This window comes from Catellatospora sp. NPDC049111 (assembly GCF_040648615.1).
Taxonomy (GTDB): domain Bacteria; phylum Actinomycetota; class Actinomycetes; order Mycobacteriales; family Micromonosporaceae; genus Catellatospora; species Catellatospora aurea.
Map to the genome: position 1 here is coordinate 45,496 of NZ_JBEZEB010000035.1, position 24,610 is coordinate 70,105.

Annotated in this window: 20 protein-coding genes; 10 read left to right on the plus strand and 10 right to left on the minus strand. The window is 71.8% G+C overall.

Going from position 1 to position 24,610, the window contains the following annotated elements; all coding sequences use genetic code 11:
* Positions 1–29: 29 nt before the first annotated feature.
* A complete protein-coding gene (locus tag AB0B66_RS32810; RefSeq protein ID WP_360537366.1) occupies positions 30–1,877 on the minus strand; it encodes an HD domain-containing protein in 1,848 nt (615 codons plus the stop codon).
* A 294-nt stretch (positions 1,878–2,171) separates the two neighbouring features.
* Entirely contained in the window at positions 2,172–3,839 is a 1,668-nt protein-coding gene (locus tag AB0B66_RS32815; protein ID WP_360537368.1) for a DEDD exonuclease domain-containing protein, read from the minus strand.
* A 179-nt stretch (positions 3,840–4,018) separates the two neighbouring features.
* On the opposite strand from AB0B66_RS32815, the gene AB0B66_RS32820 reads away from it, so the two are divergent.
* From AB0B66_RS32820 to AB0B66_RS32830, 3 genes are all read left to right on the plus strand, one after another.
* Complete coding sequence (locus AB0B66_RS32820) at positions 4,019–5,383, plus strand: NYN domain-containing protein (protein ID WP_360537299.1); 1,365 nt, start codon at positions 4,019–4,021, stop codon at positions 5,381–5,383.
* 28 nt (positions 5,384–5,411) lie between these two features.
* Positions 5,412–6,653, plus strand: coding sequence for a M48 family metallopeptidase (locus tag AB0B66_RS32825; RefSeq protein ID WP_360537301.1), 1,242 nt, complete (start codon positions 5,412–5,414; stop codon positions 6,651–6,653).
* Positions 6,654–6,849: 196 nt separating this feature from the next.
* The gene (locus AB0B66_RS32830; protein ID WP_360537303.1) at positions 6,850–7,980 is read left to right on the plus strand and encodes a glycosyltransferase family 4 protein; all 1,131 of its coding nucleotides are present in this window, start codon (positions 6,850–6,852) and stop codon (positions 7,978–7,980) included.
* 322 nt (positions 7,981–8,302) lie between these two features.
* Here AB0B66_RS32830 and AB0B66_RS32835 read toward each other — a convergent pair whose 3' ends face one another.
* The 7 genes from AB0B66_RS32835 to AB0B66_RS32865 all read right to left on the minus strand — a co-directional run bounded on the left by AB0B66_RS32835 (position 8,303) and on the right by AB0B66_RS32865 (position 17,656).
* Entirely contained in the window at positions 8,303–10,690 is a 2,388-nt protein-coding gene (locus AB0B66_RS32835) for an excinuclease ABC subunit UvrA (RefSeq protein WP_360537305.1), read from the minus strand.
* 143 nt (positions 10,691–10,833) lie between these two features.
* A complete protein-coding gene (locus AB0B66_RS32840; protein WP_360537307.1) occupies positions 10,834–11,190 on the minus strand; it encodes a VOC family protein in 357 nt (118 codons plus the stop codon).
* Positions 11,191–11,285: 95 nt separating this feature from the next.
* Entirely contained in the window at positions 11,286–12,764 is a 1,479-nt protein-coding gene (locus AB0B66_RS32845) for a glutamate--cysteine ligase (RefSeq protein ID WP_360537309.1), read from the minus strand.
* A 137-nt stretch (positions 12,765–12,901) separates the two neighbouring features.
* On the minus strand, positions 12,902–13,420 hold the full coding sequence (locus tag AB0B66_RS32850) for a diadenosine tetraphosphate hydrolase (RefSeq protein ID WP_155373201.1): 519 nt from the start codon (positions 13,418–13,420) through the stop codon (positions 12,902–12,904).
* Positions 13,420–14,091 (minus strand): response regulator transcription factor, encoded by a 672-nt coding sequence (locus AB0B66_RS32855; RefSeq protein WP_120316171.1) that lies wholly within the window; start codon positions 14,089–14,091, stop codon positions 13,420–13,422. Before AB0B66_RS32855 ends, AB0B66_RS32850 begins: the two co-directional genes overlap by 1 nt.
* A gap of 54 nt (positions 14,092–14,145) precedes the next feature.
* A complete protein-coding gene (locus AB0B66_RS32860; protein ID WP_360537311.1) occupies positions 14,146–15,864 on the minus strand; it encodes a histidine kinase in 1,719 nt (572 codons plus the stop codon).
* Positions 15,845–17,656, minus strand: coding sequence for an AMP-dependent synthetase/ligase (locus AB0B66_RS32865; RefSeq protein ID WP_360537313.1), 1,812 nt, complete (start codon positions 17,654–17,656; stop codon positions 15,845–15,847). The genes AB0B66_RS32860 and AB0B66_RS32865 overlap by 20 nt, the downstream gene beginning before the upstream one ends.
* A gap of 194 nt (positions 17,657–17,850) precedes the next feature.
* Here AB0B66_RS32865 and AB0B66_RS32870 point away from each other — a divergent pair, with 194 nt between their 5' ends.
* From AB0B66_RS32870 to AB0B66_RS32895, 6 genes are all read left to right on the plus strand, one after another.
* A complete protein-coding gene (locus AB0B66_RS32870; RefSeq protein WP_203687919.1) occupies positions 17,851–18,294 on the plus strand; it encodes an SRPBCC family protein in 444 nt (147 codons plus the stop codon).
* Between the two features lie 2 nt (positions 18,295–18,296).
* Positions 18,297–18,830 carry a hypothetical protein gene (locus AB0B66_RS32875; protein WP_360537316.1) on the plus strand — a complete coding sequence of 178 codons (534 nt, stop codon included), beginning with the start codon at positions 18,297–18,299 and terminating at the stop codon, positions 18,828–18,830.
* 123 nt (positions 18,831–18,953) lie between these two features.
* The gene (locus tag AB0B66_RS32880) at positions 18,954–19,898 is read left to right on the plus strand and encodes an ROK family glucokinase (RefSeq protein ID WP_360537318.1); all 945 of its coding nucleotides are present in this window, start codon (positions 18,954–18,956) and stop codon (positions 19,896–19,898) included.
* A 209-nt stretch (positions 19,899–20,107) separates the two neighbouring features.
* Positions 20,108–20,779 carry an endonuclease/exonuclease/phosphatase family protein gene (locus AB0B66_RS32885; RefSeq protein WP_360537320.1) on the plus strand — a complete coding sequence of 224 codons (672 nt, stop codon included), beginning with the start codon at positions 20,108–20,110 and terminating at the stop codon, positions 20,777–20,779.
* A gap of 73 nt (positions 20,780–20,852) precedes the next feature.
* Positions 20,853–22,265: an NAD(P)-binding domain-containing protein gene (locus AB0B66_RS32890; RefSeq protein ID WP_360537322.1), complete on the plus strand. Its 1,413-nt coding sequence runs from the start codon at positions 20,853–20,855 to the stop codon at positions 22,263–22,265.
* 5 nt (positions 22,266–22,270) lie between these two features.
* Complete coding sequence (locus AB0B66_RS32895; protein ID WP_360537370.1) at positions 22,271–23,044, plus strand: alpha/beta fold hydrolase; 774 nt, start codon at positions 22,271–22,273, stop codon at positions 23,042–23,044.
* A gap of 111 nt (positions 23,045–23,155) precedes the next feature.
* Here the strand turns inward: AB0B66_RS32895 and AB0B66_RS32900 are convergent, their stop codons facing one another.
* A complete protein-coding gene (locus tag AB0B66_RS32900; protein ID WP_360537324.1) occupies positions 23,156–23,725 on the minus strand; it encodes a DUF308 domain-containing protein in 570 nt (189 codons plus the stop codon).
* A 195-nt stretch (positions 23,726–23,920) separates the two neighbouring features.
* Between AB0B66_RS32900 and AB0B66_RS32905 the strand changes: the two genes are divergently transcribed.
* Complete coding sequence (locus AB0B66_RS32905; RefSeq protein ID WP_360537326.1) at positions 23,921–24,607, plus strand: lysophospholipid acyltransferase family protein; 687 nt, start codon at positions 23,921–23,923, stop codon at positions 24,605–24,607.
* Positions 24,608–24,610: the final 3 nt, after the last annotated feature.

The following is a 24,610-nucleotide window of genomic DNA, read 5'->3' on the forward strand; positions in this document are numbered from 1 at the left end:
GGGGGATTCGCCGGTTCGCTCCTCGTTCTTCACCTTGCCAGGCTAGTCGACGAGCGTCGCGGCGGCGTGTCAGCGGCGTCGCGACGCGGAGGCACGACGTTCACCGGGGGCGTGCGGGCCGCCTCGTTCTGGTTGTCGACGCTGGCGATGAGCTGGTCGACGATGGTGTCGGCGGACACCCGGTGCTCGGCGACGGCGATCAGCAGCGTGTCGAGGTCGGGGTAGTCCAGTGCCTGGGCGAGGCTGATCAGGCGCTGCTCGTCGGCCAGGGCCCGGTCCCGCCGGCGCAGGGCCAGCCCGATCGCGGCCCGGCCCAGTTGCAGCCGGTCGCTGACGGTGCCCGCGGCAACCTCGGGCTCGGTGAAGCGGCGGCTCAGCCGCAGCCGCGCGTTCGGCGACTTGACGAACTCCAGCCACTCCCGGCGCGGGCCGGGATGGTTGCGTGCCCGGCTGACCAGGATGTCCACCACGTCGCCGTCGGTCAGCGCCGCGTTGAGCGGGGTCAGCACGCCGTTCACGGTCGCCGCGACGCAGCGGTCGCCGGTGCGGGTGCCCAGCTCGTACGCCACGTCGACCGGGCTCGCGCCCGCGGGCAGCAGCAGCTGGCGTCCCCAGGCGAAGACCTGGATCTGCTGCTCGGCCAGGTCGCAGCGCAGCGTCTCGACGAACTGCACCGCGTCCGGGGCGGCCTGCTCCAGGTCCAGCGCGCGGCGCAGCCAGGCGTGCTCGCCGTGCTGGCGGGGCGGCGGCACCACCTCGCGGGGCGCGGTGCGCACCGGGTTGAAGATGCTCAGCGCCGTGCTGCGACGCGACTGGCGGGCCGGATAGCGGAACGGGGCGACCACGCCGTACTCCACCGCGCGGTGCATCTGCTCGGTGCGGATGAGCACCTCGACCATCTGGTCGCCGGGGCCCAGCACCGTGGTGTGCAGCGAGCGGTAGAGGTTGTTCTTGGGCGCGGCGATGAAGTCCTTGAACCGGCCGGGGATGGGCTTCCACTGCTGGTGCACCGCGCACAGGGCGGCGTAGCAGTCCGGGTCGTCGCCGTCGAGGATCACCACGATGCGGGGCAGGTCCATCGGGACCGGGCTGCCCGCCTGCTGGGTGTCCTTCCAGATCGAGTAGTAGTGCCGGGGGCGCGGTTTGACCCGGCCGTCGAGCTTCTCCCGGCGCAGCGCGCCCCGGCCCAGGGTGACCAGGTTCTGCACGTAGTCGTTCCAGTCCGGCCGGTTGGACACCATGCCGTCGATGCGTTCGTACTCCTCCGGGTCGAGGAAGAGCAGCACCTTGTCTTCCAGCTCGCGTTTGAGCGCCTGGATGCCGAGCCGGTCGCACAGCGGCACCAGCACCTCGCGGGTCGCGCCGGCGATGCGGGCGCGGGAGGCCGCCGAGCGGGCGTCGAGGGTCTGCATGTTGTGCAGCCGGTCGGCGAGCTTGATGACGAGCACCCGGATGTCCTGCCCCGCGGCGACGATCATCTTGCGGATGGTCTCGGCCTCCGCGCGTGCGCCGAAGTGCGCCTTGTCGAACTTGGTCACCCCGTCGACCAGGTGCGCGACGTCCGGGCCGAAGTCCGCGCGCAGCTGGGCCAGGGTGTAGCTGGTGTCCTCGACCGTGTCGTGCAGCAGCGCCGCGGCCAGGGTGGTGCCGTCCATGCCCAGGTGGGCCAGGATCTCCGCGACGGCCAGCGGGTGCGTGATGTACGGGTCGCCGCTCTTGCGCATCTGGCCGCGGTGCATGCGCTCGGCGACCAGGTAGGCGCGGCGCAGCAGGGCGACGTCGGAGCCGGAGTGCACCTGGTGGTGCGCCTTGATCAATGCGGTGACCGGATCGGCGGGCACCGGCGCCCGCTCCCGCATGTTCGGCCAGCTGAGCATCGCCCGCAGCCGGGTGGTGAGCATGCTCTCCCCGGCCCGGCCGGTTACCGGAATCCCCGTCGCCACCGTGGCGGCTTCCGCGTCCACTGAGGACACCCCTCTCACCGCGTGGAGGTGGAGCGCCGCGCGGCGCGTACGAGGCCTCGACGCCCCGTCACGACTGCCCACTTCCGAGAGATCTCTGGATATCGCTCCATAGCCTAGTAACGAACGTCGTGGCCGAATGGTCAAGACCTTTCATGCGTTCGGTCAAGTAATGGCCGAACGGGTATGCCGACACTGACTCCGCGGGGGCTAGCGGCTCGCCTGGAGGAGCATCTTCCAGCGTGCCGCGCCGCGAGCCGGGGAGGCCCAGCCGGAAGTGGCCTCCACCAGGCGCGTCTCCGGCCGTTCCAGCCAGTCGAGGATGCGTTCCGTCTCTTCCGGGGTGGCCGCCGGGGTCGGGCCGGGTGCGGCGAGCACCGTCTCGGCGGTCGGCCGCAGCACGTCGAGCGTCCGTCGCGGGTGGACACCCGGCTCGGCGGTCGCCGCGGCGGCCAGCCGCCCCCGTCGCACGATCGCGATCTCCCACGCGTTGCGCTCGGTGCGCCGGGCCGCGATCAGCTCCTCGATCGAGGTGAGCGCGGCCAGCCGCTGCATGCGCACCGCCGCGCGCAGGAACGCGGCGAGCCGGTCGCGCACCGCCGCCGCGTCCTCGTAGCGCTGGGCGTCGGACAGCTTGCGGATGCGGGCCAGCAGCGGGTCCACCACGGCGTCCGGGTCGCCGTCGAATGCGGCCCGCAGCGGCGCGGCGGCCTGCGCGTCGTACTCCTCGACGCTGATGGAGAGCTGGCAGGGGGCCGGGCACTTGCCGAGTTCGGCGAGCGCGCAGGCGGGGGAGGCCTTGCGGGGCGACAGCTTCGGCGTGCACTGCCGCAGCGGCAGCGCCTCGTGGATCGCGTCCACCGCCGCCTGGGCGGCCGCCCGCCCGGCGAACGGCCCGAGATAGGACGCGCCATCGGCGGTGAGCTGCCGGACTACGGACAGCCGGGGGAAGGCCTCCGCGGTCAGCTTCAGCCACTGCACCCGCTCCGGGTGCTTGGAGCGCCGGTTGTACGGCGGCGCGTGCGCCGCGATCAGCCGCAGTTCGCGTACCTGTGCCTCCAGGGCGTGGGCGCACTCGACGGCGTCCACCCGCACCGCCGCGCCGAGCATCTCCTTGATCCGGGCCCGGCGCTCGGCGGCGGTGAAGTAGCTGCGCACCCGGGTCGCGATGTCGTTGGAGGTGCCGACGTACAGCGGGCGGTCGTCGGCGGCCCGGAACAGGTAGACCCCGGGCGCGTGCGGCAGGTTCTCGGCCAGGTGCTTCTTGGCCCGCTGCACCGGCGCGACCGCCTTGACGAACTCGATGGTGTCGCCGAGCGTGTGCACCTTGTGCCCGCCGAGCCGGGCGATCAGCGCGTGCAGCACCCCGACGGTGGCCCGCGCGTCGGCCATGGCCCGGTGGTTGGGCTGGTCGCCTACCCGGAAGTACGCCGCGAGCGTGCCCAGCTTGTTGTTGGGCACCTCGTCGCGCAGGAGCACCCGCCGGGCCAGCGCCACGGTGTCCACGACCCGCGGATTCGGCCAGCGGTAGCCGTGCGCCGCGCACGCCGCCTTGAGGAAGCCGGTGTCGTACGGCGCGTTGTGCGCGACCAGGACCGCGCCGGACAGGAACTCCAGCAGCGACGGCAGCACCGCCTCGATCGGCGGGGCCTCGATAGTCATCGCGGTGGTGATGCCGGTCAGCACGGTGATGAACGGCGGGATCGGCACCCCGGGGTTGATCAGCGTGCCGAACGAGCCCAGCTCCTCGCCTCCGCGCACCTTGACCGCGCCGATCTCGGTGATGCCCGCGCCGTCCGGAGCGCCGCCGGTGGTCTCCAGGTCGAGCACCACGAAGGTGGTGTGCCGCAGGTCGAGCTGCAGCGGATCGGCCAGCATGCCGTCGAGGGTCGGCTGTTCGAATCGGTCACCGGGCGCGGCGGGGCGCGCGGACGGCACCTGGGACGGGGACGGCACAGACCGGACGCTAAACGTCCGGTACGACATGGGTGGTCGGCGGGGACGCCGAGCCGCGAACCTGAGCGACAAGATCGGTAAGTCGGTGGAACACTAGGACCATGTCAGCCGCTGAACTTTCGTTCGACGCCTCCTCCGGGGACCCGGTGGGGGCGGCTGACTTCGCGCCCGAGCCGATCCTGCCCGAGCCCATCCGCCAGCGGGTGGTCGCGCTGGCCGCGGCGGTGCTGACCGCACTGCCCAACGACGAGATGCCCGTCGCGCTACGCAAGGTCGCCAAATTCGCGCCCAACCGCCGGGCCCGGCTGGGCGGCGCGGCGATCGCGGCGCAGCTCACCGCCGACGCGGTGTTCCGGCAGCGGATCAGCGGCCGGGTGCTGGCCGATGCGGGCGAGCTGGGCGCGGCGGTGCTCGGCGGCATGGCCCCGGCCGCCGCCGACCCGATCGAGGTCGCCGCCCTGGCCTACCTCGCCCGCCCCGAGGGCTGGCGCGACCTGCTCGACGCCGCCGGGCAGGCGGTCACCGCCGAGGCGGAGAGCACGGCCGTCGCCGAGCACATCCGCGACGCCGAGACCCGGGCCGCGCGCGCCGAGCACGACCGGGCGGTGGCCCGGGTCGAGGCCGACAAGCTGCGCGACGAGCTGGCCCGGGTGCGCGACGAGCTGAACCAGGTGCGCGAGGAGGCCCGCGCGAGCGGCAAGGCGCTGCGCGAGACGCAGGCCCAGCTCAAGCGGGCCAATGAGCTGCTGGCCATCGAGAAGGGCCGGGCCGCCAAGGGGCACGGCGACCACGAGGCCGAGCTGCGCCGACTGCGCGCGAAACTGGCCGACGCCGAGGCGGTGGCGGGCGACGCGCGCCAGGCCGCCCGCGACAGCCGGGCCGTCGACGAGGCGCGGCTGTGGCTGCTGCTGGAGACCATCGGGCAGGCCGCCGCCGGGCTGCGCCGGGAGCTGGCGCTGGACCCGGCGAAGGTGCTGCCGGGGGACACCGTCGCCGCGGCGTACGCCGACATGGCCGGCGCGCCCACGGCGAGCAACCGGGCCCAGGACGCCGACGACCCGGCCCGGCTGGCCCAGCTGCTCGCCCTGCCCAAGGCGCACCTGGTCGTCGACGGCTACAACGTGACCAAACGCGGCTTCGCCGAGATGTCGCTGGAGCAGCAGCGCAACCGCCTCGTCACCGGCCTGGGCGGGGTCGCCGCGCAGACCGGCGCCGAGGTCACCGTCGTCTTCGACGGGGCCGAGCGGGTGCACGGCCTGCCCGCCCCGCCGCGCGGGGTGCGGGTGCTGTTCTCGCGCAAGGGCGAGACCGCCGACGAGGTGATCCGCCGCCTGGTCCGGGCCGAGCCGCCCGGCCGCCCCATCGTCGTGGTCTCCTCCGACCGTGAGGTCGCCGACGGCGTACGCCGCCACGGCGCGTACCCGCTGAACTCCGAATCGCTGGTCCGCCGCCTCACCCGCAGCTGAGCCCACCCGCCGGGCTTAGGATCGGGCGATGACGGTGCGGGGCTGGGCCTGGCTGACGTTGATCGTCCTATGTGCCGCGCTGGCGGTGGCCGTGGCGGTGCTGGTGCCGTGGCACCGGCCGCCCGCGCCGCGCGCCGACCAGCTCGCCGCGCTGGCCGAGCTGCCCGCCGACCGCGTCGCCAAGGCTCGCGAGCTGCGCGGCGAGCTGCGCTGGATCACGTACCCGGCGATGCTGATCGGGCTGGCGGCGGCGCTCGTGCTGGGGTTGACCCCGCTGGGCTCGTGGCTCGTCGGTCTGGTGCCGGGGCCGTGGATCGCCAAGGTGCTCGGCGGCGGGCTGCTCGTGCTGCTGGTCGCGGATCTGATCACGCTGCCGTTCGCCGCGTGGCGGCACACCGTGGCGGTGCGCTACGGGCTGTCCACCCAGGGCTGGGGCGGCTGGGCCGTCGACCTGCTCAAGGGGTACGCCGTTGCGGCGGTGCTCGGCGCGATCGCGCTGCTCGGCTTCTACACCCTGACCCGGTTCCTGCCGAACTGGTGGTGGGCCGTCGGGGCGGTCGGCGCGGCGGTGCTGGTGGTGCTGCTCAGTTTCGTGTTCCCGGTGCTGGTCGAGCCGGTGTTCAACAAGTTCACGCCGATGGCCGACGGGCCGCTGCGCAGCGAGCTGATGGACCTGGCCCAGCGGGACGGCGTGCCGGTGCGCGACGTGCTCGTCGCCGACGCGTCCCGGCGCACCACCGCGCTCAACGCGTACGTCAGCGGCATCGGGCCGACCCGGCGCATCGTGGTCTACGACACGCTGCTGCGCGAGGCCCCGCAGTCGGAGGTGGTCGCGGTCGCCGCGCACGAGCTGGGGCACGCCAAACGCGGCGACGTGGTGATCGGCACGGTCATCGGCGCGCTCGGCGCGGCGATCTTCGTGGTCGGCCTGTACCTGCTGGGGGCGTGGTCGTGGCTGCTGCACCGGGCCGGGGTCGAGTCGATCGCCGAGCCGCGGGCGATCGGGCTGCTGCTCGCCGTCGCCACGGTCGGCGGGCTGCTGGCGGGGCCGGCGCAGGCGTACGTGTCGCGGCTGATCGAGGCGCGGGCCGACGAGCACGCGCTGGAGCTGACCGGCGACCCGGCCGGCTTCGAGCAGATGCAGGGCAGGTTGTCCCTGGTCAACCTCGGCGACCCCGACCCGCCCGCCTGGGAGCAGGCCCTCTTCGGCAGCCACCCGACGACCGTCGAGCGCATGGCGGCCGCTCGCGCCTTCGCGCGCAGCCGCTGACAGGCATACGTCCGCATGCGGCCACATCATCTTTGATGTACGTACATCAAAGATGATGTGGCCGCGTCCCGTCATATCCTCGCCGACCCGACCCGACCCGACCCGACGTCGGCCCGGGGGCGGACCGCGGATCGTGACACCAAACCGCGATCTGCGCGTTGCCGGGCGGGGATCACGAGGCCGGTAGGCTGCGCGGATGCGTACGCTGCTGGTGACCAACGACTTTCCGCCCCGCCCCGGGGGTATCCAGCAGTTCCTGCACAACCTCGCGATCCGCCAGCCCGACGGCGAACTCGTCGTCTACGCCTCGACCTGGCGCGACCCGAAGCAGTTCGACGCCGAGCAGCCGTACCCGGTGGTCCGGGACCGGACCGGGGTGCTGCTGCCCACGCCGCGGGTGGCGCGGCGGGTGGCCGAACTGGCCCGTGCGGAGGGCTGCGACCGGGTCTTGTTCGGCGCGGCCGCGCCGCTCGGGCTGCTGGCACAGGGGCTGCGCAAGCGGGCGGGCGTGCGCCGGGCCGTGGGCATCACGCACGGGCACGAGATCGGCTGGGCGGCGCTGCCGGGTGCCCGTAGCGCCCTGCGTCGCATCGCCGACGGCAACGACGTGCTCACCTACCTCGGCGAGTACCAGCGGGTGCGGCTGGCGAAGGCGCTGGGGGAGCGGACCCGCCTGCAGCGGCTCGCCCCGGGCGTGGACTCGACGATGTACCACCCCGACGTGGACGGCGCGAGCGTGCGGGCCAGGCACGGGCTCACCGGCCGGCCGGTGATCGTGTGCGTGTCCCGGCTGGTGCCGCGCAAGGGCCAGGACACGCTGGTACGCGCGCTGCCCCTGGTCCGCAAGGCGATCCCGGACGCGGCGCTGCTGCTCGTCGGCGGGGGACCGCACCGGCCCACCGTGCAGCGGCTGGCCCGCGAACTCGATGTGGCCGACCACGTGGTGCTGACCGGCTCGGTGCCTTGGGCGGACCTGCCCGCGCACTACGCCGCCGGGGACGTCTTCGCGATGCCGTGCCGCACCCGCAACCGCGGCCTGGACGTGGAAGGGCTCGGCATCGTCTACCTGGAGGCGTCCGCGGTGGGCCTGCCGGTGATCGCCGGCGACTCCGGCGGTGCGCCGGACGCGGTCCGCGAGGGCGAGACCGGCTTCGTGGTGCCCGGCCGCGATGTGGAGACGCTGGCCGCCCGCCTGGTCGAGCTGCTGTCCGACGAGGCCCTGCGGGCCAAGATGGGCGCGGCCGGCCGCGCCTGGGTCGAGCAGGAGTGGGGCTGGGACCTCCAGGCCCGCCGCCTGCGCGACCTGCTCCGTGGATCCGGCTCCTGACGCTGAGCATGGTCGCCGGCGAACGTGAACAGGCGCGTCCGGCTCCTGACCTGCGCATGGTCGTCGGCGAACGTGACCGGGCGTGTCCGGCCCGGACAGGGTCGCCGAGCGCCGAGAACGGGTGAGCCGGGGACGTCACGCACCTTGATCGTTCGACTTGCCAGGCAGGTGGGCGAATGGCGGGTCAAGATACGCACAGGTGCCAGGCAAGTCGAACGATCAAGGGCGGTCGCCGGTCGGGCGGCCGCCCACACGAGCAGGCGCGGGCGGCCGGCCGCTGGCGACGGGACCGGCCCACCCGGCCGGTCCCGTGCAGGCGGGGTCAGGCGGAGATGTATTCCGCGAGGTGCTGGCCGGTGAGGGTGGAGCGGGCGGCGACCAGGTCGGCGGGGGTGCCCTCGAAGACGATCTTGCCGCCGTCGTGGCCCGCGCCGGGGCCGAGGTCGATGATCCAGTCGGCGTGGGCCATGACCGCCTGGTGGTGCTCGATGACGATGACCGACTTGCCGGAGTCGACGATCCGGTCGAGCAGGCTCAGCAGGTGCTCCACGTCGGCCAGGTGCAGGCCGGTGGTCGGCTCGTCGAGCACGTACACCCCGCCCTTCTCGGCCATGTGGGTGGCCAGCTTGAGCCGCTGGCGCTCGCCGCCGGACAGCGTGGTCAGCGGCTGGCCCAGGCTGAGGTAGCCGAGCCCGACGTCGACGAGCCGGGCCAGGATGGCATGCGCCGCCGGGGTGCGCGCGTCGCCCGCGGCGAAGAACTGCTCGGCCTCGGTCACCGACATCGCGAGCACCTCGCTGATGTCCCGGCCGCCGAAGCGATACTCCAGCACCGACGCGTCGAACCGCTTGCCCTCGCACTCCTCGCAGACGGTCGCGACCCCGGCCATGATCGCCAGGTCGGTGTAGATGACGCCCGCGCCGTTGCAGGTGGGGCAGGCGCCCTCGGAGTTGGCGCTGAACAGGGCCGGCTTGACGCCGTTGGCCTTCGCGAACGCCTTGCGGATCGGCTCCAGCAGGCCGGTGTACGTCGCCGGGTTGCTGCGCCGCGAGCCGCGGATCGCGCCCTGGTCGATCGACACCACGCCCGCGTCGTCCGGGATGGAGCCGTGCACCAGCGAGCTCTTGCCGGAGCCGGCCACACCCGTGATCACGGTCAGCACCCCGAGCGGGATGTCGACGTCGACGTCGCGCAGGTTGTTGGCCTTCGCGCCGCGGATCGCGAGTTTGCCGGTGGACGAGCGCACCTTGTCCTTGAGCTTGGACCGGTCGTCGAGGTGCCGGCCGGTGAGGGTGTCGCTGGCCCGCAGTTCGTCCACGGTGCCCTCGAAGCAGACCGTGCCGCCGCCGCTGCCCGCGCCGGGGCCGAGGTCGACGACGTGGTCGGCGATCGCGATCGCCTCCGGCTTGTGCTCGACCACGAGCACCGTGTTGCCCTTGTCGCGCAGGCGCAGCAGCAGGTTGTTCATCCGCTGGATGTCGTGCGGGTGCAGGCCGATGGTCGGCTCGTCGAAGACGTACGTGACGTCGGTCAGCGAGGAACCGAGGTGCCGGATCATCTTGGTGCGCTGCGCCTCGCCGCCCGACAGCGTGCCCGCGGGCCGGTCGAGGGACAGGTAACCCAGGCCGATCTCCACGAACGAGTCCAGGGTGTGCTGGAGCTTGTCCAGCAGCGGGGCCACCGACGGCTCGTCGAGGCCGCGTACCCAGTCGGCCAGGTCGCTGATCTGCATCGCGCACGCGTCGGCGATGTTGACCTTGCCGATCTTCGAGGACCGGGCCGCCTCGCTCAGCCGGGTGCCGCCGCAGTCGGGGCAGGTGCCGAACGTGATCACCCGCTCCACGAAGGCGCGGATGTGCGGCTGCATCGCCTCGACGTCCTTGGACAGCATCGACTTCTGGATCTTCGGGATCAGGCCCTCGTACGTCAGGTTGATGCCCTCGACCTTGATCTTGGTCGGCTCCTTGTGGAGCAGGTCGTGCAGTTCCTTCTTGGTGTACTTGCGGATGGGCTTGTCCATGTCGAAGAAGCCGGAACCGGCGAAGATGCGGCCGAACCAGCCCTCCATGCTGTAGCCGGGGATGGTCAGCGCGCCCTCGTTGAGCGACTTGCTGTCGTCGTACATCGCCGACAGGTCGAAGTCGCTGACCCGGCCCATGCCCTCGCAGCGCGGGCACATGCCGCCGGTGATGCTGAAGCTGCGCCGCTCCTTGGTGGTGGTGCCGCCCTTGGAGATCGTCACCGCACCCGCGCCGCTGATCGAGGCGACGTTGAAGGAGAACGCCTGCGGGGAGCCGATGTGCGGCTTGCCGAGCCGGCTGAACAGGATGCGCAGCATCGCGTTGGCGTCGGTGGCGGTGCCGACCGTGGAGCGGACGTTGGCCCCCATGCGCTCCTGGTCGACGATGATCGCGGTGGTCAGCCCGTCGAGCACGTCCACGTCGGGGCGGGCCAGCGTCGGCATGAAGCCCTGCACGAACGTGCTGTAGGTCTCGTTGATCATCCGCTGCGACTCGGCGGCGATCGTGCCGAAGACCAGCGAGCTCTTGCCCGAGCCGGACACGCCGGTGAACACCGTGAGCCGGCGCTTGGGCAGCTCGACGCTGACGTCCTTGAGGTTGTTCACGCGTGCGCCGTGCACCCGGATCAGGTCGTGGCTGTCGGCGGCGTGCAGCTCAGACGGCGTGTCCGCCTTCTTGGCCTTGCTCATCGTGTCTCCATCTGGTCGGGGGCGGGTCGCCAACGCGGCCTGGGCCGGCGCACCGGGCTCGATCCCACCGGCGTCGGGCGGTGCGCCGGACAGTCCTCAGCCGCAGACCCTACGGCCTGCGGCTGACGGTTCTGGTGCCGTGCTCAGCTGTCCTGGAGCAGGCCGAGCACGTTGCCGTCGGGGTCGGTGACGGTGGCCACCAGGCGGCCGCCGCCCACGTCGTGCGCGGCCTCCTTGAGCGTGGCTCCGGCGGCGGTCACCTCGGCCAGTTTGGCCTCGATGTCGGCCACGTGCCAATAGGCGACCGGCGAGGTCATGCCCTGGGGCCCGCCGCCCGGCACCAGGCCGATGTGCTGACCGGCGGCGTCAAAGCCAACATAGTATGGCGAATCGGCGGTCGGCTCCACGCCGAGCAGCGCCGAGTACACCGTCTTGGCCGCGGCGAGATCGGACACGGGGTGCAGCACGGTCATGATTCCCTGCGTGGACGAGCCGGTCATGGTTACTCCTGGAGTCGTGGTGACGTCTACGTCCGTCACACTAAGTGACCACGTGAGCAGGACGCTTCTCGAAACGTGACCGGTTGCGGCGCGGCTCAGTCCTCGCGGGGCCACTCGTGCACGGGGATGTTCTCGTGCATGTGGCGCATGTAACGCAGCAGCATCTCGCGCAGCGCCTCCGGCCGGTCCAGACCCTTGCGCTCCAGCCGGTGCACGGTGTCGATCTGCCAGGTCGCGCCGTTGCGGCGGAGCAGGCAGCGCTGCTCGATCACGCCCAGCAGCCGGTCGCGCTCGCGCGAGTCGACGCCCCAGCTCTCCAGCCCCTGGTGGGCCAGCGGCAGCAGCCGCCGCAGCACCAGCTCGTACGCGCTCACGTAGCCGAGGTCCGGCCAGAACAGGTGCGCGCCGATGCCCTGCCGCGCGCCGGTGTAGAAGTTCTCGTCGGCCTGCCGGAACGGCATCCGGGACCACACCGGCAGGCCGCCCTCGGCCAGGGTGCGCACCAGGCCGAACCAGAACGCCGCGTTGGCCATGATGTCGACGACGGTGGGGCCGGCGGGAAGCACCCGGTTCTCCACGCGCACGTGCGGCATGCCGTCGGCGACGTCGTACACCGGGCGGTTCCAGCGGTAGATCGTGCCGTTGTGCAGGCGCAGCTCGGTCAGCTCGGGCACCTCGCCGCCGGCGAGCTGGTCGGCGGGGTCGTCCTCGGTGCAGATCGGCAGCAGCGCGGGGAAGTAACGCACGTTCTCCTCGAACAGGTCGAACACCGAGGTGATCCAGCGCTCGCCGAACCAGACGCGGGGGCGTACCCCCTGGGTCTTGATCTCTTCGGGGCGGGTGTCGGTGGCCTGCTTGAACAGCGGGATGCGGGTCTCGTGCCACAGCTCGTGGCCGAACAGGAAGGGCGAGTTGGCGGCGATGGCCAGCTGCACCCCGGCGATGGCCTGGGCGGCGTTCCAGTACGCCCCGAACTGGGCCGGGCTGACCTGCAGATGCAGCTGGGCGCTGGTGCAGGCGGCCTCGGGGGCGATGGTGTCGGCGGTGACGGTGAGCGGGTCCGGCCCGTCGATGCTGATCCGCAGGTCCTCGCCGCGCGCCGCGAACACCTGCTCGTTGATCAGCGCGTAGCGGGGGTTGGCCGACAGCGACGCCTCGGTCAGGTGCTCCGGCTTCAGCGTCGGCAGGATGCCGATCATCGCGGTGTGCGCGCCGACGGTGCGCGCCTTGCCGTCGGCGGCGTTCAGGCTCGCCCGGATCTGGTCCTCGTACGCGCTCAGCCCGCCCCCGGCGAGCTCCCGCGGCGGAATGTTGATCTCGATGTTGAACTGGCCGAGTTCGGTGACGAACGCCGGGTCGGCGATGGCGGCGAGCACGTCGGCGTTGCGCATCGACGGCAGGCCCTGCTCGTCGACGAGGTTCAGCTCGATCTCCAGCCCGGTGAGCGGGCGCTCGAACTCGAACTGCGACTCGCCCAGCATCAGCGCGAACACGTCCAGGCACCGGCGGACCTTCTCCCGGTACCGCGCGCGGTCGGCACGGGTGAAGACGTGCTGGTGCACCTTCTCGCCCATCAGGCACCCACCGCCTCTCAGCGGGATCCTCCGCTAATGTCCCATAGTTCCCTGCCCGCTGGGTGCCGGATCAAACATGCTGAACATGCGAAGGGGCCCGACCGCGGTGCGGTCGGACCCCCTTCGGGTGTGTCGGCTCAGGCCAGCCTGGCCAGTTCGGCCGTGATGGCCTCGCGGAGCTGGTCGTACTCCTCCGCCTTCGGTGAGACGAGGGTGTCGTGCTCCTCGGCGAAGCGCACCTCGTTCGGGTACCGCCACACGGGAGCGTCGCGGAACTCGCGCGCCTCCCACGAGTAGCGGGGGTGGATGTGCGCGTGCAGGTGGTGCAGCGAGTTGCCGAGGATCTCGTAGTTGAGCCGGCGGAACGCGGGGTCGAACCCGTTGCAGGCGGCGAAGACGGCCTCACCGAGCAGGCCCATGTCGGCCAGGAAGTCGGCCCGCTGGGTGCGGGTCAGGTCGGTGAGGTGGTCGGCGCCGTCCACGTCGGACAGCAGCACGCAGTAACCCGGCAGGTGCTGCGTGTCGCCGAAGACGGCGTAGCCGCTGTTGAGCTTGGCCATGACGAGGGGGTTGTCGCCGCGCCGGGCAGCACCCAGGCGGTCGGTCCGCCAGTCGGTGAGCAGCTCGTCACCGCTGGCGTGCGCGTGCCTGCCCATCAGGACAGGTTCGGGGCGTCGGGCGCCTGCAGCAGGCCGAGGCGCAGCGCGGTCATCAGGGCCTGGGCGCGGTTGGCGGCGCCCAGCTTCTCGTACAGCTTCGAGATGTGCGTCTTGGCGGTCGACTCGCTGACGAACAGCTGCTTGGCGATGCCGGACACGCTCATGCCCTCGGCGAGCAGCTTGAGCACCTGGCCCTCGCGCGGGCTCAGCTGCGGGCCGCTCGGGGTGAGTCGGCGCTTCATCGCCTCGGCCAGGTCGGCGGCGGTGAACGCGCTGGGGGCGCTGGCCGCGTGGCGGGCCGCCGCGACGACCTCGTCCGCCGGGGCGGTCTTGGGCACGAACGCGCTCGCGCCGGCCTCCAGGGCGCCGAAGAGCTGGTCGTCGCCCGCGTACATGGTGAGCACCACGATGCCCATCGTCGAGCTGGACTTGCGCAGCGTGCGGGTGGCCTCCAGGCCGCTGCCGTCGGGCAGGCGGAGGTCCATGATCACGACGTCGGGGTGCAGGGCGCCGGCCTGGCGTACGGCCTCGGCGGCGGTGCTCGCCTCGCCGACGACCTCGAACTGGCGGTCCCGCTCGAAGGCGTGGCGAAGCCCCTTGCGGATCAGGTCATGATCGTCGACGAGCAGGACTTTGGTGCGCCCTGTCGGCACAGTACTGGTTGACATGCCCGCTTTTCTCCCCTTCTGGCACCCGCGCTCTGGCTGTGCGGGTGACACACGTTATCGCGTCGCCCGGCCCTCTTGTCGAGAGGAACCGCCCACGACCACGGCGACGGTCGTCCCCACCGGGTCTCGAGGCCTGATCTCGAGTCGGCCCCGGATACGTTCCGCCCTCTCCGCCATGATCGCAAGACCGTAGCGTCCGTCGGTACGCTCATCGGGTATGCCCCGACCGTCGTCGGACACTTCTATCAGGCCGTACGGCGGGTCGACGGTGCAGGTCACCCACAGGTTCGCGGCATTCGCATGCTTTCGGGCGTTGGTGATCGCCTCCTGGGCGATCCGCAGCAGTTCCGACTCGATCGAGGCGGGCAGCCGGCCCGCCTCGTCCAGCGACAGGTTCACCTTCAGCCCGGCCTGGTTGCCCGAGATGCGGGCGAACTCGGCGATGGCGGCGGTGAGCCCGCCGTGCCGGTCCACCTCGCTGCGCAGCTCGAACAGGCTCAGCCGCAGCTCGGTGATCACCCGGGTGATCTCGGCCCGGAGCACCCGCAGCTCCTCGGCGGTGTCCTTGGCCTCCTCGGGCAGCGTGGCCTGCGCGTTGTCCACGCCGTACCCGATCATCACGAGTTCCTGGGCGACCCCGTCGTGGATCTCGCGGGCCAGCCGCTGGCGCTCCTCGTTGGTGGCTATCGAGCGCACCTCCTCGAACAGCAGCGCGGCCTCCAGCCGCAGTGCCGCCGGGGTGGCCGCGGAGACGATCCGGCCGGTCAGCGCCGGCGGGTAGCCGTTGGTGCCGTCGCGCTCCAAGGCCACCAGGCCCACCGTGCGCACGCCGGCGATCAGCGGCACGACCACGGCCGAAACCGGGCCGGTCTGGTCGAAGGAGCGCAGCTGGGAGCGCCCGGAGATCTGCGGCTGCTGGCTGGCCCAGGCGTCGGCGATGGCCGAGTCCGCGTCGAGGCTGGTCTCCCAGGCCGCCCGGGTCGAGGTGTCGTCGGCCTCGACCCCGAACTGGGCGAGCACCACCAGGCGGCCCGCGCCGCTGGCCGCGAGCACCGCGGCCCGCTGCGGCCGCCCGATCGGGCGGAGCTCCTCCAGCAGGTGCTCGGCGATGCTGCCCGGGTCCAGGGTCGCGCCGGGCAGCTGCCGGGCCACCTGACGCAGCTGGGTGAGCAGGCGGGTGGCCTCGGCGTACGGCTGGGGCGTGCGGCGGATCAGCGCGGCCCGCTGCATCGCGCCGGTGGTGATGGTGCCGACCGCGGCCAGGATCAGCCACTGCGCGCAGGCCGCCAGGTAACCGAAGTGGCTCAGCTGCCGGGTGCCGTCGGGCAGCACGGTCAGCCAGCCGGCCACCGCCAGCGTCAGCGCGGCCGCGCTGAGCAGGCCGGCCGACTCCAGCGGGCGGTTGTTGAGCATCGCCGCGGTGATCGGCACGGCCAGGTACGGCAGGATCGCCGAGGCCCCCGCTCCGTCGGACAGCGAGTACATCTGGTCGGCGGCCAGCGCGACGGCGCTCGCGCCCAGGCCGACCAGCACGGTCTCGGCGAACCGGCCCAGCGGGGCGAGCACGTTGTGCCGGGGCGTGAGCACGCCCGGCAGCCCGGCCAGGGCCAGCAGGGCGACCCAGCGCAGCTCCGACCAGTCCTTGGTGGCGGCCATGATCAGCACGCCCACCAGCAGGAGCATGGTGCCGCGAACGGCGACCGCGATCAGCTGTGAGGCCGGGATGCGCCGCAGCAGGCGGCGCTTCGGGCGCTCAGCGGCGGTAGATGGCATCGATCTCCTCCGCGTACTCCTTCATCACGACCGCGCGCTTGACCTTCAGCGACGGGGTCAGCTCTCCGGTTGCCTCGGTGAAGTCACGGGGCAGGATCGTGAAGACCTTAATGCCTTCGGCCACCGAGACCGCCTTGTTGGCCTCGGCGATCGCGGCCTGGATCTCGGCGCGCAGGTCGGCGTCGTCGACCAGCGACGAAACGGGCGTGTCCGGACGGTCGCGTCCGGACAGCCAGCCCGGCAGCGCCTCGGGGTCGATGGTGACCAGCGCGGCGATGAACGGCTGCCGGTCGCCGACCACCATGCACTGGCTGACCAGCGCGTGGGCGCGCACCCGGTCCTCCAGCACGGCGGGCGCGACGTTCTTGCCGCCCGCCGTCACGATGATCTCCTTCTTGCGCCCGGTGATGCGCAGGAAGCCGTCGTCGTCGAGCGAGCCGAGGTCTCCGGTGTGGAACCAGCCGTCGGCGTCGATCGCCTCCGCGGTGGCCGCGGGGTTGTTCCAGTACCCGGGGAAGATGACCTCGCCGCGGGCCAGGATCTCGCCGTCGTCGGCGATGGCGATGGTCACCCCGGGCAGCGGCTGGCCGACCGTGCCGATCTTCTGCGAGCCCGCCCGGTTGAAGGTGATCGCGGGCGAGGTCTCGGTCAGGCCGTAGCCCTCCAGCACGTTGAGCCCCACGCCGCGGAAGAAGTGGCCCAGCCGCTCGCCCAGCGGCGCGCCGCCGGAGATCGCGCTGTGGCAGCGTCCGCCCAGGGCCGCCCGCAGCTTGCCGTAGACCAGCTTGTCGAAGACGGTGTGCTTGATCCGCAGGCTCAGGCCGGGGCCCTCAGGCGTCTCCAGAGCCTGGCTGTACGCGATCGCGACGGCCTCGGCCTTGTCGAAGATCGCGCCCTTGCCGCCGGCGTACGCCTTCTGCCGGGCGCTGTTGTACACCTTCTCGAACACTCGCGGCACGCTCAGCAGGAACGTCGGCTTGAATGCGCCGAGATCGTCGACGAGGTTCTTCACATCAGGCGTGTGGCTGGTGCGCACCCGGCCCTGCACCACGCCGATCTGCAGCAGCCGCGCGAACGCGTGCGCCAGCGGCAGGAACAGCACCGTCGAGGCGCCCTCCTGACTGCCATCCCGTTCCGGCCGAGGCCGGAAGAGGATGTCCAGGGCCGGGATGGCGTTGCCGATGTCGGAGAGCATGTTGCGGTGCGTCAGCACGCAGCCCTTGGGCCGCCCGGTGGTGCCGGAGGTGTAGACGATGGTCGCCGGGTCGTCGGCGCTGCCCGACTTGCGGCGCACGTCGATCTCGGCCGCGTCGACGCTCTCACCTCGGGTGACCAGCGTGGACAGATCGCCGCCGTCGATCTGCCAGAGCCGGGCCAGCGCGGGCGCGGCCTCGCGGACCGTCGCGGTGTGCGCCGGGGTCTCGGTGAAGCAGCCCACCGCGCCGGAGTCTGCCAGGATCCACTGCACCTGCTCGGTGCTGGAGGTCTCGTAGATCGGCACGGTCACCGCGCCGCAGGCCCAGATCGCGTAGTCGATCAGCGTCCACTCGAACCGGGTGCGGCTCATCAGGGCCACCCGGTCGCCCGGCTGCACACCCGCCGCGACCAGGCCGCGGGCGAGCGCGACCACCTCGGCGTGGAACTCGGCGCAGGTGACGTCCGCCCAGCCGGAGCCGGCGCGGCGGGAGAACTGCACCAGCTGGGGTGTCTGTGCCGCGTTGTCCCACACGGGGTCGGTCAAGCGGTCGACGTCATCGACGATCACCGCCGGGGCCTGCGAAAACTGCCGCACCACGTGCTCCTTGAGCTGCTCGTTCGGGCACCTGGCGCCTCCGCGCCGCCCGGCGGCAGGTGCCGCTGCCGCCCCCGGCACTGTAGAACGTCGTCCCGGGCTCTCTGCAAACGCTGTCCCTGTTCCGACGGGTTGCCATCGCGCCGTCGTGGCGGGTCGGCCCGGCCCCGACCGGTACGGGTAGCCTGCTGTTCATGGCGGATTCCTCCTCCCAGTCGATCGTGATCAACGCCGACCCGGCCCGTATCGCCGAGGTCATCTGCGACTACCCCTCGTATCCCCGGTGGACCCAGGCCATCAAGGCCGCTGAGGTGCTCGAGGAGTACGAGGACGGTTATCCGGCCACCGTGCGCTTCGTCATCGACGCGGGCATCGTGCAGGACGAGTACACGCTGCACTACGACTACGCCGAGGACATCTCGCGGATCGAGTGGCACCTGGTCGCACCGTCCAAGATGCAGAAGGCGCAGGACGGGTCCTATGACATCACCGACAACGGCGACGGCACCTGCACGGTGACCTACACGCTGTCGGTGGACCTCTCGATCGGCATGCTGGGCATGTTCAAGAAGAAGGCCGAGAAGGCGATCATGGATACCGCTCTGAAGGAGCTCAAGAAGCAGGTCGAGGCGGCCTGAGCATGGACATCTCACCGGGTACGGCCCGAGAGGAGGCGGAGCGGCTGGTGGCGGCGGTGCTCGCCGCCGCGACGCTGGCCGCCAACGCCAACCCGCACCTGGCCACGGGCTCGCCCGAGTGCTGTGTGTGTCCACTCTGCAAGGTGATCGCGGCCGTGCGCGACCCCGATCCGGAACTGGTGGAGCGGGTCGCGACCGGGGCCGGCGACCTGGCCGCCGGCCTGGCCAGCTTCCTGCGCAGCGTGTCCACGCACCGGCCCGGCGACGCCGCCTGGCGCGACGCCACGGCGCACCCGGGCGCGCCGTCCGAGGACGCCGGTGCCGGGGGCGAGGCCGCCGCGGAGGGCGACACGCCGAGGGAGGCCCCGGCGGCGCGGCCGATGGCCAAGAAAGCGGTCAAGAAGATCGTCAAGAAAGTTGTCACTAACCCGACACAGGCTGTTCCCGAGTCGGAAACCTCCGCGTCACCCGGACGGGTTAAGGCTGCAAAAAAGGCCGTCCGGAAGGCTGAACCGCACCCGCCGCCGGAGTTGTGAGACCGATCTTCGGCGGGCGACGCTCGGCGGCGGTACTTCCGGCGTTAGGGTGTTGCCCAGTAGAACGGCGTGGGCTCCCCAAAAGCGTCACCGCCGGCAAGCCCAGCAAGAAAGGGTTCGGCCGTGGCACTCACCATCGGCGTGGACATCGGTGGCACCAAGGTGCTCGGCGGTGTGGTCGATCCTGACGGCACCGTGATCGCGACATGTCGTCGCGATACCCCGGCCGGCGACGTAGCCGCGACCCGGGACGTGATCATCGATGTGGTGAAGGATCTGTCCGCCGAGCACAAGGTGGACGCGGTCGGCATCGGCGCCGCCGGATGGATTGACGCGACCCGGTCGACGGTGCTGTTCGCACCGAACCTGGCCTGGCGCGACGAGCCGCTGCGGGATTACGTCGCCAAGGCGGTGAACCTGCCCGTGGTGGTGGAGAACGACGCGAACGTGGCGGCGTGGGCGGAGTTCCGCTACGGCGCGGCGGCCGACGCCGAGGACTCGATGGTGATGTTCACCGTCGGCACCGGCATCGGCGGCGGCATCGTGCTCGGCGGCGGTCTCGTGCGCGGCGCGCACGGCATCGCGGCCGAGATCGGCCACATGCTCGCGGTGCCCGACGGGCATGTGTGCGGGTGCGGCCGGCACGGCTGCATCGAGCAGTACGCCAGCGGCAACGCCCTGGTCCGCTTCGCCCGCGCGGGTGCGCAGGCCGAGCCGGAGCGGGCGGCGCTGCTGCTGGGCAAGGCCGACGGCAAGGTCGAGAACATCACCGGTCCGATCGTCACCTCGGCGGCCCAGGCCGGCGACGAGGTCGCGATCGACGCCTTCAGCCAGATCGGCTACTGGCTCGGCCAGGGCCTGGCCGACCTGGTCCAGATCCTCGACCCGCAGGTCCTCGTGGTGGGCGGCGGCGTCATCGACGCCGGCGACCTCCTGATGACCCCCGCCCGCCAGTCCTACCTGGACAGCCTCGCCCAGCGCGGCCGCCTCCCGGTGGCCGAACTCCGCGCCGCCAAGATGGGCAACGTCGCCGGCCTCGTCGGCGCCGCCGACCTCGCCCGCCTCTGACCCCACCACCGGCACCGCGCAACGCCGCGCCCTGCCGCGTCGATCATGAACTTGTGGACGTGTTCGGCGGCGTGTCACCACCCTGCCACCGTGATCACCAGGCGTCGCGTGAGCGCACTTCGGTGATCACGGTGCTGGGGTAGGGACACGCCGTCGAACACGTCCTTAAGTTCATGATCAACTAGCCTCGGTGGGGCATGCTGGGCGGCATGTCGGTGCGGGTGATGTCGTACAACGTGCATTCGTTGCGGGACGATCTCGGGGCGCTGGCGGGGGTGGTGCGGGGGGTGGCCCCGGACGTGCTGATCGTGCAGGAGGCGCCGCGGCGGTGGCGGTGGCGGACCAAGTGCGCCGACCTGGCCGAGTCCTTCGGCATGTTCATGGCTGTCGGCGGGATGCCCAGCCTGGGTAACGTGATCATGACGAGCCTGCGGGTGCGGGTGCTGGAGACCTGGTGCATGCGGTATCCGCTCACCCCGGGGCGGCACATGCGCGGGGCGTGTTTCGCGCGGCTGGAGGTGCCGGGGCGGGGGCCGTTCACGGTGGTCGGGTCGCACCTGTCGACCGACGACGCCGAACGCCCGGCGCAGGCGGCCCTGCTCAAGCCCGCGCTGGCGCTGGACGACCCGGTGATCGTCGGGCTGGACCTCAACGAGTGCCCGGACGGCAGCTCCTGGCAGCTGCTCACCGACCGGCTCGGCGACGCCGGAGCGCTGGCCGACCAGGAGGACCGGCACACCTTCCCGACCCCCAACCCGACCCGGCGGATCGACGCCATTCTGCTGGACCCCCGTCTTGAGCTGGTCAGATACCAGGTCGTGACGTCGGATGCGGCCGGCCGGGCCAGCGATCACTACCCCCTCGTCGTGGACATCGTCTAGGAATCCGCGCTTTACAACCTCTGCCGCAAACGGGAAAGATGCTCTGCGTCTTACCTAGTCGTGGAGGTCGTGGGTGACGTATTCGGCCGGTTACGGCGATCCCGAGTCGGGTGCCCCCGCGACCGCGTGGCGTGACGGCTGGCCGGTCTACGACCGCAGCGGCACGGTCTGCGTCATCGGAGCGGGCCCCAGCGGGCTGACCGCCATGAAGAACCTCAAGGAGCAGGGCTTCGGCGTCGACTGCTACGAGCGCGACACCAGCGTCGGCGGCGCCTGGAACTGGCGGCACGACCGCAGTCCGGTGTACGCCAGCACGCACCTGATCTCCTCGAAGCCGTTCAGCCAGTTCCCGGACTTCCCGATGCCGGACAGCTGGCCGGACTACCCCAAGCACACCCAGGTGCTGGAATACCTCGACCACTACGCCGACCACTTCGACCTCAAGCCGCACATCTGGTTCGGCACCGAGGTCGTCAAGGTCGAGCCGGCCGAGGGCGAGCGCTGGGACGTGACCACGCGCAGCACCGGCGGCTACGGCGGCGAGCGCATCCACCGGTACGCGGCGGTGGTCATCGCCAACGGCCACAACTGGTCCCCGAAGCGCCCCGAGTACGAGGGCCTGGCGGACTTCAAGGGCGAGGTCATCCACGCCGCGCAGTTCAAGGACCCGGCGCAGCTGCGCAACAAGAAGGTCCTGGTGGTCGGCGCGGGCAACACCGGCTGCGACATCGCGGTGGAGGCGGCCCAGCAGGCCGCGCGCTGCTGGCACTCGACCCGGCGCGGCTACTGGTACACGCCCAAGTACACCCTGGGCCGCCCGGCCGACCAGGTCAACGACCTGATGCTGTGGCTGAAGCTGCCGCTGCGGGCCCGGCAGTTCCTGGCCCACCGGACGCTGAAGTCGACCGTCGGCGACCTGACCCGGTTCGGCCTGCCCCAGCCCGACCACAAGATCTACGAGACGCACACGATCGTCAACAGCCAGCTGGTCTACTACCTGGGACACGGCGCGATCGCGCCGGTGCCGGACGTGGCCCGCTTCCACCGCCACAGCGTGGAGCTCAAGGGCGGCGAGGTGATCGAGCCGGACCTGGTCGTGCTGGCCACCGGCTACCACCCGACGTTCGAGTTCATCGACGGCAACCTGCTCGGCGTCGACGCCCAGGGCCGCCCGCGGCTGGCCATGCACGCCTTCCCCAAGCGCCAGCCGACGCTGGCCGTGGCCGGGCTGCTGCAGCCGGACTCCGGGCTGTTCCCGCTGGTGCACTGGCAGATGGTGGCGTTCGCGCGGATGCTGCGGGTCCGCGAGGCGTCCCCGGCCAAGGCCGTCGCGGTGCAGCGCAAGCTGGAGGCCGACCTGGACCGGCGGTGGACCACGGCGAAGGTCAAGGACTCCACCCGGCACTGGTTCGAGATCAGCCACACCACGTACCTCAAGGCCATCCAGCGCCTGCTCGACGAACTCAGCCTGGAGGGGGCGAAGTGAAGGTCATGCGCGCCCGCGAGTGGGCGTTCCCGATCGCGGCGGTACGCCGTGAGGTGCGCCGCGCCACCCCCGAGGTGGACGAGGGCAAGCCGCCCGTGCTGTTCGTGCCCGGGTTCGGCCACGGCGCGTGGGTGTTCGCCGAGCACTGGCTGGAGCACACCGCCGACCGGGGCTTCCCGGCGTACGCGGTGAGCCTGCGCGGGCACGGCGACAGCGCCAAGGCGCCGAAGGCGACGCTGCGGGCGTACGCCCACGATGTGGCCCAGGTGGCAGCCTCCCTGCCGCGCCGCGCGGTGATCGTGGGGCATGGGGCCGGCGCCCTGGTGACCGCGCACGCGCTGGCGCGCTACCCGGCGCGGGCCGCGGTGCTGCTGTCGCCGGTCTTCGGCGGGGCGGGCACCGCCCTGCGCAACCCGATGCTCAGCCTGCCCGCGCTGTTCGGCGGCGGCCTGCGCCTGCCCGCCGGGCAGTTGTTCAGCCGCGAGCTGCCGACCAGCGCCTCCCGCGGGTACGCCGCCCGCCTCGGCCGGGCCTCGACCCGGGCGCAGTGGCAGCTGCTGCGCGGGCGCTCCCCGCAGCCGCCGGTCGGCGACCCGCCGGTGCTCGTGGTGGGCAGCCCCGACGACCGCATCGTGTCCGACACGGCGCTGCGCCGGGTGGCCCGCGGCTACGGCGGCGCGCCGCTGCTGTTCCCGGGCATGGGCCACGACCTGATGCTGGACACGCGCTGGCGGGAGCCCATCGACGCGATCCTGGACTGGCTGGAGAAGTCCGACTGAGGCTCAGTCATGCGGAGCGCTGAGTCACGCGGAGCCCGCTACGCGGCCTTAATCGGTGTTCGGTCTCCGCTTCGCTCCGACCGAACACCGAGCGGCCGCTTCGACTGGCTCCTACACGACGGCGCCGTCGTCGGGCGGCAGGTCGTTGTCCTCGTCGCCGGGGCGCAGGCGCATGATCAGCGCGGTGGCCCCGCCGAGGATGCAGACCAGGGCGAACAGCATGCTCACCCGATCGTTGAAGGGCAGCAGCCGGGTGTCGAAGAACAGCACGAACCCGAAGACGATCGACAGCACGGCGACGATCGCGGCGAACGGCACCCGCGGCAGCGGCGGGGGCGGTGGCGGGACGAACTCCTCCGGCGTGTCGTCGGGCAGCCCGCCGCCGAACGAGTCGAGCGAGTCGAGCAGCGACGGGTCGCCGGGGGAGACCGATCTCGGATCGCCGGACAGCGCGCGGTTGAGGATCGGGCCCGCGGCGGGCATCACCGGCCCGGCCGGTGCGGTCGGGCCCGCGGTCGGCTCCTCGCCGGCGGGCCAGGTTCGGGAGGTCAGCGGCGTGTCGAATCCGGCGACGATGCGGGCGAACTCCGCGTCGACCTGTTCGGGCGTCGCCTCGTTGCCCGACGGCCCGGGACGCGCGGGTTCGGCCGGCGTGCGGTCCGGGTCGTCCGTGGCTGGCACCTGGCACACTCCTTGGCGGGATAGGGGCTCGTCGTGGGGCCGGTGGGCATCGCTTCAAATCCTGACACGTGACACCCGTGTTCCGGCAGTAGGCTCTGCGATGCATGCCACAAACACGGTATGTCCCGGCCGGCCCCTCCGAGCCGGATCGTCAAGCGCCACACCACGTTCGCCGATCGACTTGGACGGGACTCAGTGCTCTACTGGCTGCTGAAATACATCATCCTCGGCCCCCTGCTGCGGTTGATCTTCAGGCCGCAGGTCGAGGGTCTCGAACATGTGCCGGACCGGGGCCCGGCGATCCTCGCCAGCAACCATCTTTCGTTCTCCGACTCCATCTTCATGCCCCTGGTGGTCAAGCGGAAGGTCACATTCGTGGCCAAAGCGGAATACTTCACCGGCAAGGGCCTCAAGGGCCGGCTGACGAAGATGTTCTTCGTGGGCACCGGCACCATTCCGGTGGACCGCTCCGGCGGCCGCGCCGCGCAGGCCGCCCTGGACACCCAGCTGCGCGTGCTGCGCGCGGGCGGCCTGGCCGGCATCTACCCGGAGGGCACCCGCTCGCCGGACGGGCGGCTGTTCCGGGGCAAGACCGGCGTGGCCCGCCTGGCCCTGGAGAGCGGCGCGACGGTCGTGCCCGTGGCGATGCTCAACTCGGATGTGGTGCAGCCCACCGGCAAGCTCATCCCCAAGGTGATGCGGGTGAAGATCCGCTTCGGCGCCCCGCTCGACTTCTCCCGGTATGCGGGCATGGCCGGCGACCGGTTCGTCGAGCGCGCGATCACCGACGAGATCATGTACGAGGTGATGGAGCTCTCCGGCCGCGAGTACGTCGACACGTACGCCGTGAAGATCAAGAACGCCGCGCCGGCTGCCGTCTAGTCC

Excerpts from the sequence above, each read along its gene's own strand:
- AB0B66_RS32810 (WP_360537366.1), bottom strand. The coding sequence starts at position 1,877 with ATGCTCAGCTGGCCGAACATGCGGGAGCGGGCGCCGGTGCCCGCCGAT.
- AB0B66_RS32815 (WP_360537368.1), bottom strand. The coding sequence starts at position 3,839 with ATGCTGGCCGATCCGCTGCAGCTCGACCTGCGGCACACCACCTTCGTG.
- AB0B66_RS32820 (WP_360537299.1), top strand. The coding sequence starts at position 4,019 with ATGTCAGCCGCTGAACTTTCGTTCGACGCCTCCTCCGGGGACCCGGTG.
- AB0B66_RS32825 (WP_360537301.1), top strand. The coding sequence starts at position 5,412 with ATGACGGTGCGGGGCTGGGCCTGGCTGACGTTGATCGTCCTATGTGCC.
- AB0B66_RS32830 (WP_360537303.1), top strand. The coding sequence starts at position 6,850 with ATGCGTACGCTGCTGGTGACCAACGACTTTCCGCCCCGCCCCGGGGGT.
- AB0B66_RS32835 (WP_360537305.1), bottom strand. The coding sequence starts at position 10,690 with ATGAGCAAGGCCAAGAAGGCGGACACGCCGTCTGAGCTGCACGCCGCC.
- AB0B66_RS32840 (WP_360537307.1), bottom strand. The coding sequence starts at position 11,190 with ATGACCGGCTCGTCCACGCAGGGAATCATGACCGTGCTGCACCCCGTG.
- AB0B66_RS32845 (WP_360537309.1), bottom strand. The coding sequence starts at position 12,764 with ATGGGCGAGAAGGTGCACCAGCACGTCTTCACCCGTGCCGACCGCGCG.
- AB0B66_RS32850 (WP_155373201.1), bottom strand. The coding sequence starts at position 13,420 with ATGGGCAGGCACGCGCACGCCAGCGGTGACGAGCTGCTCACCGACTGG.
- AB0B66_RS32855 (WP_120316171.1), bottom strand. The coding sequence starts at position 14,091 with ATGTCAACCAGTACTGTGCCGACAGGGCGCACCAAAGTCCTGCTCGTC.
- AB0B66_RS32860 (WP_360537311.1), bottom strand. The coding sequence starts at position 15,864 with ATGCCATCTACCGCCGCTGAGCGCCCGAAGCGCCGCCTGCTGCGGCGC.
- AB0B66_RS32870 (WP_203687919.1), top strand. The coding sequence starts at position 17,851 with ATGGCGGATTCCTCCTCCCAGTCGATCGTGATCAACGCCGACCCGGCC.
- AB0B66_RS32875 (WP_360537316.1), top strand. The coding sequence starts at position 18,297 with ATGGACATCTCACCGGGTACGGCCCGAGAGGAGGCGGAGCGGCTGGTG.
- AB0B66_RS32885 (WP_360537320.1), top strand. The coding sequence starts at position 20,108 with ATGTCGGTGCGGGTGATGTCGTACAACGTGCATTCGTTGCGGGACGAT.
- AB0B66_RS32895 (WP_360537370.1), top strand. The coding sequence starts at position 22,271 with ATGCGCGCCCGCGAGTGGGCGTTCCCGATCGCGGCGGTACGCCGTGAG.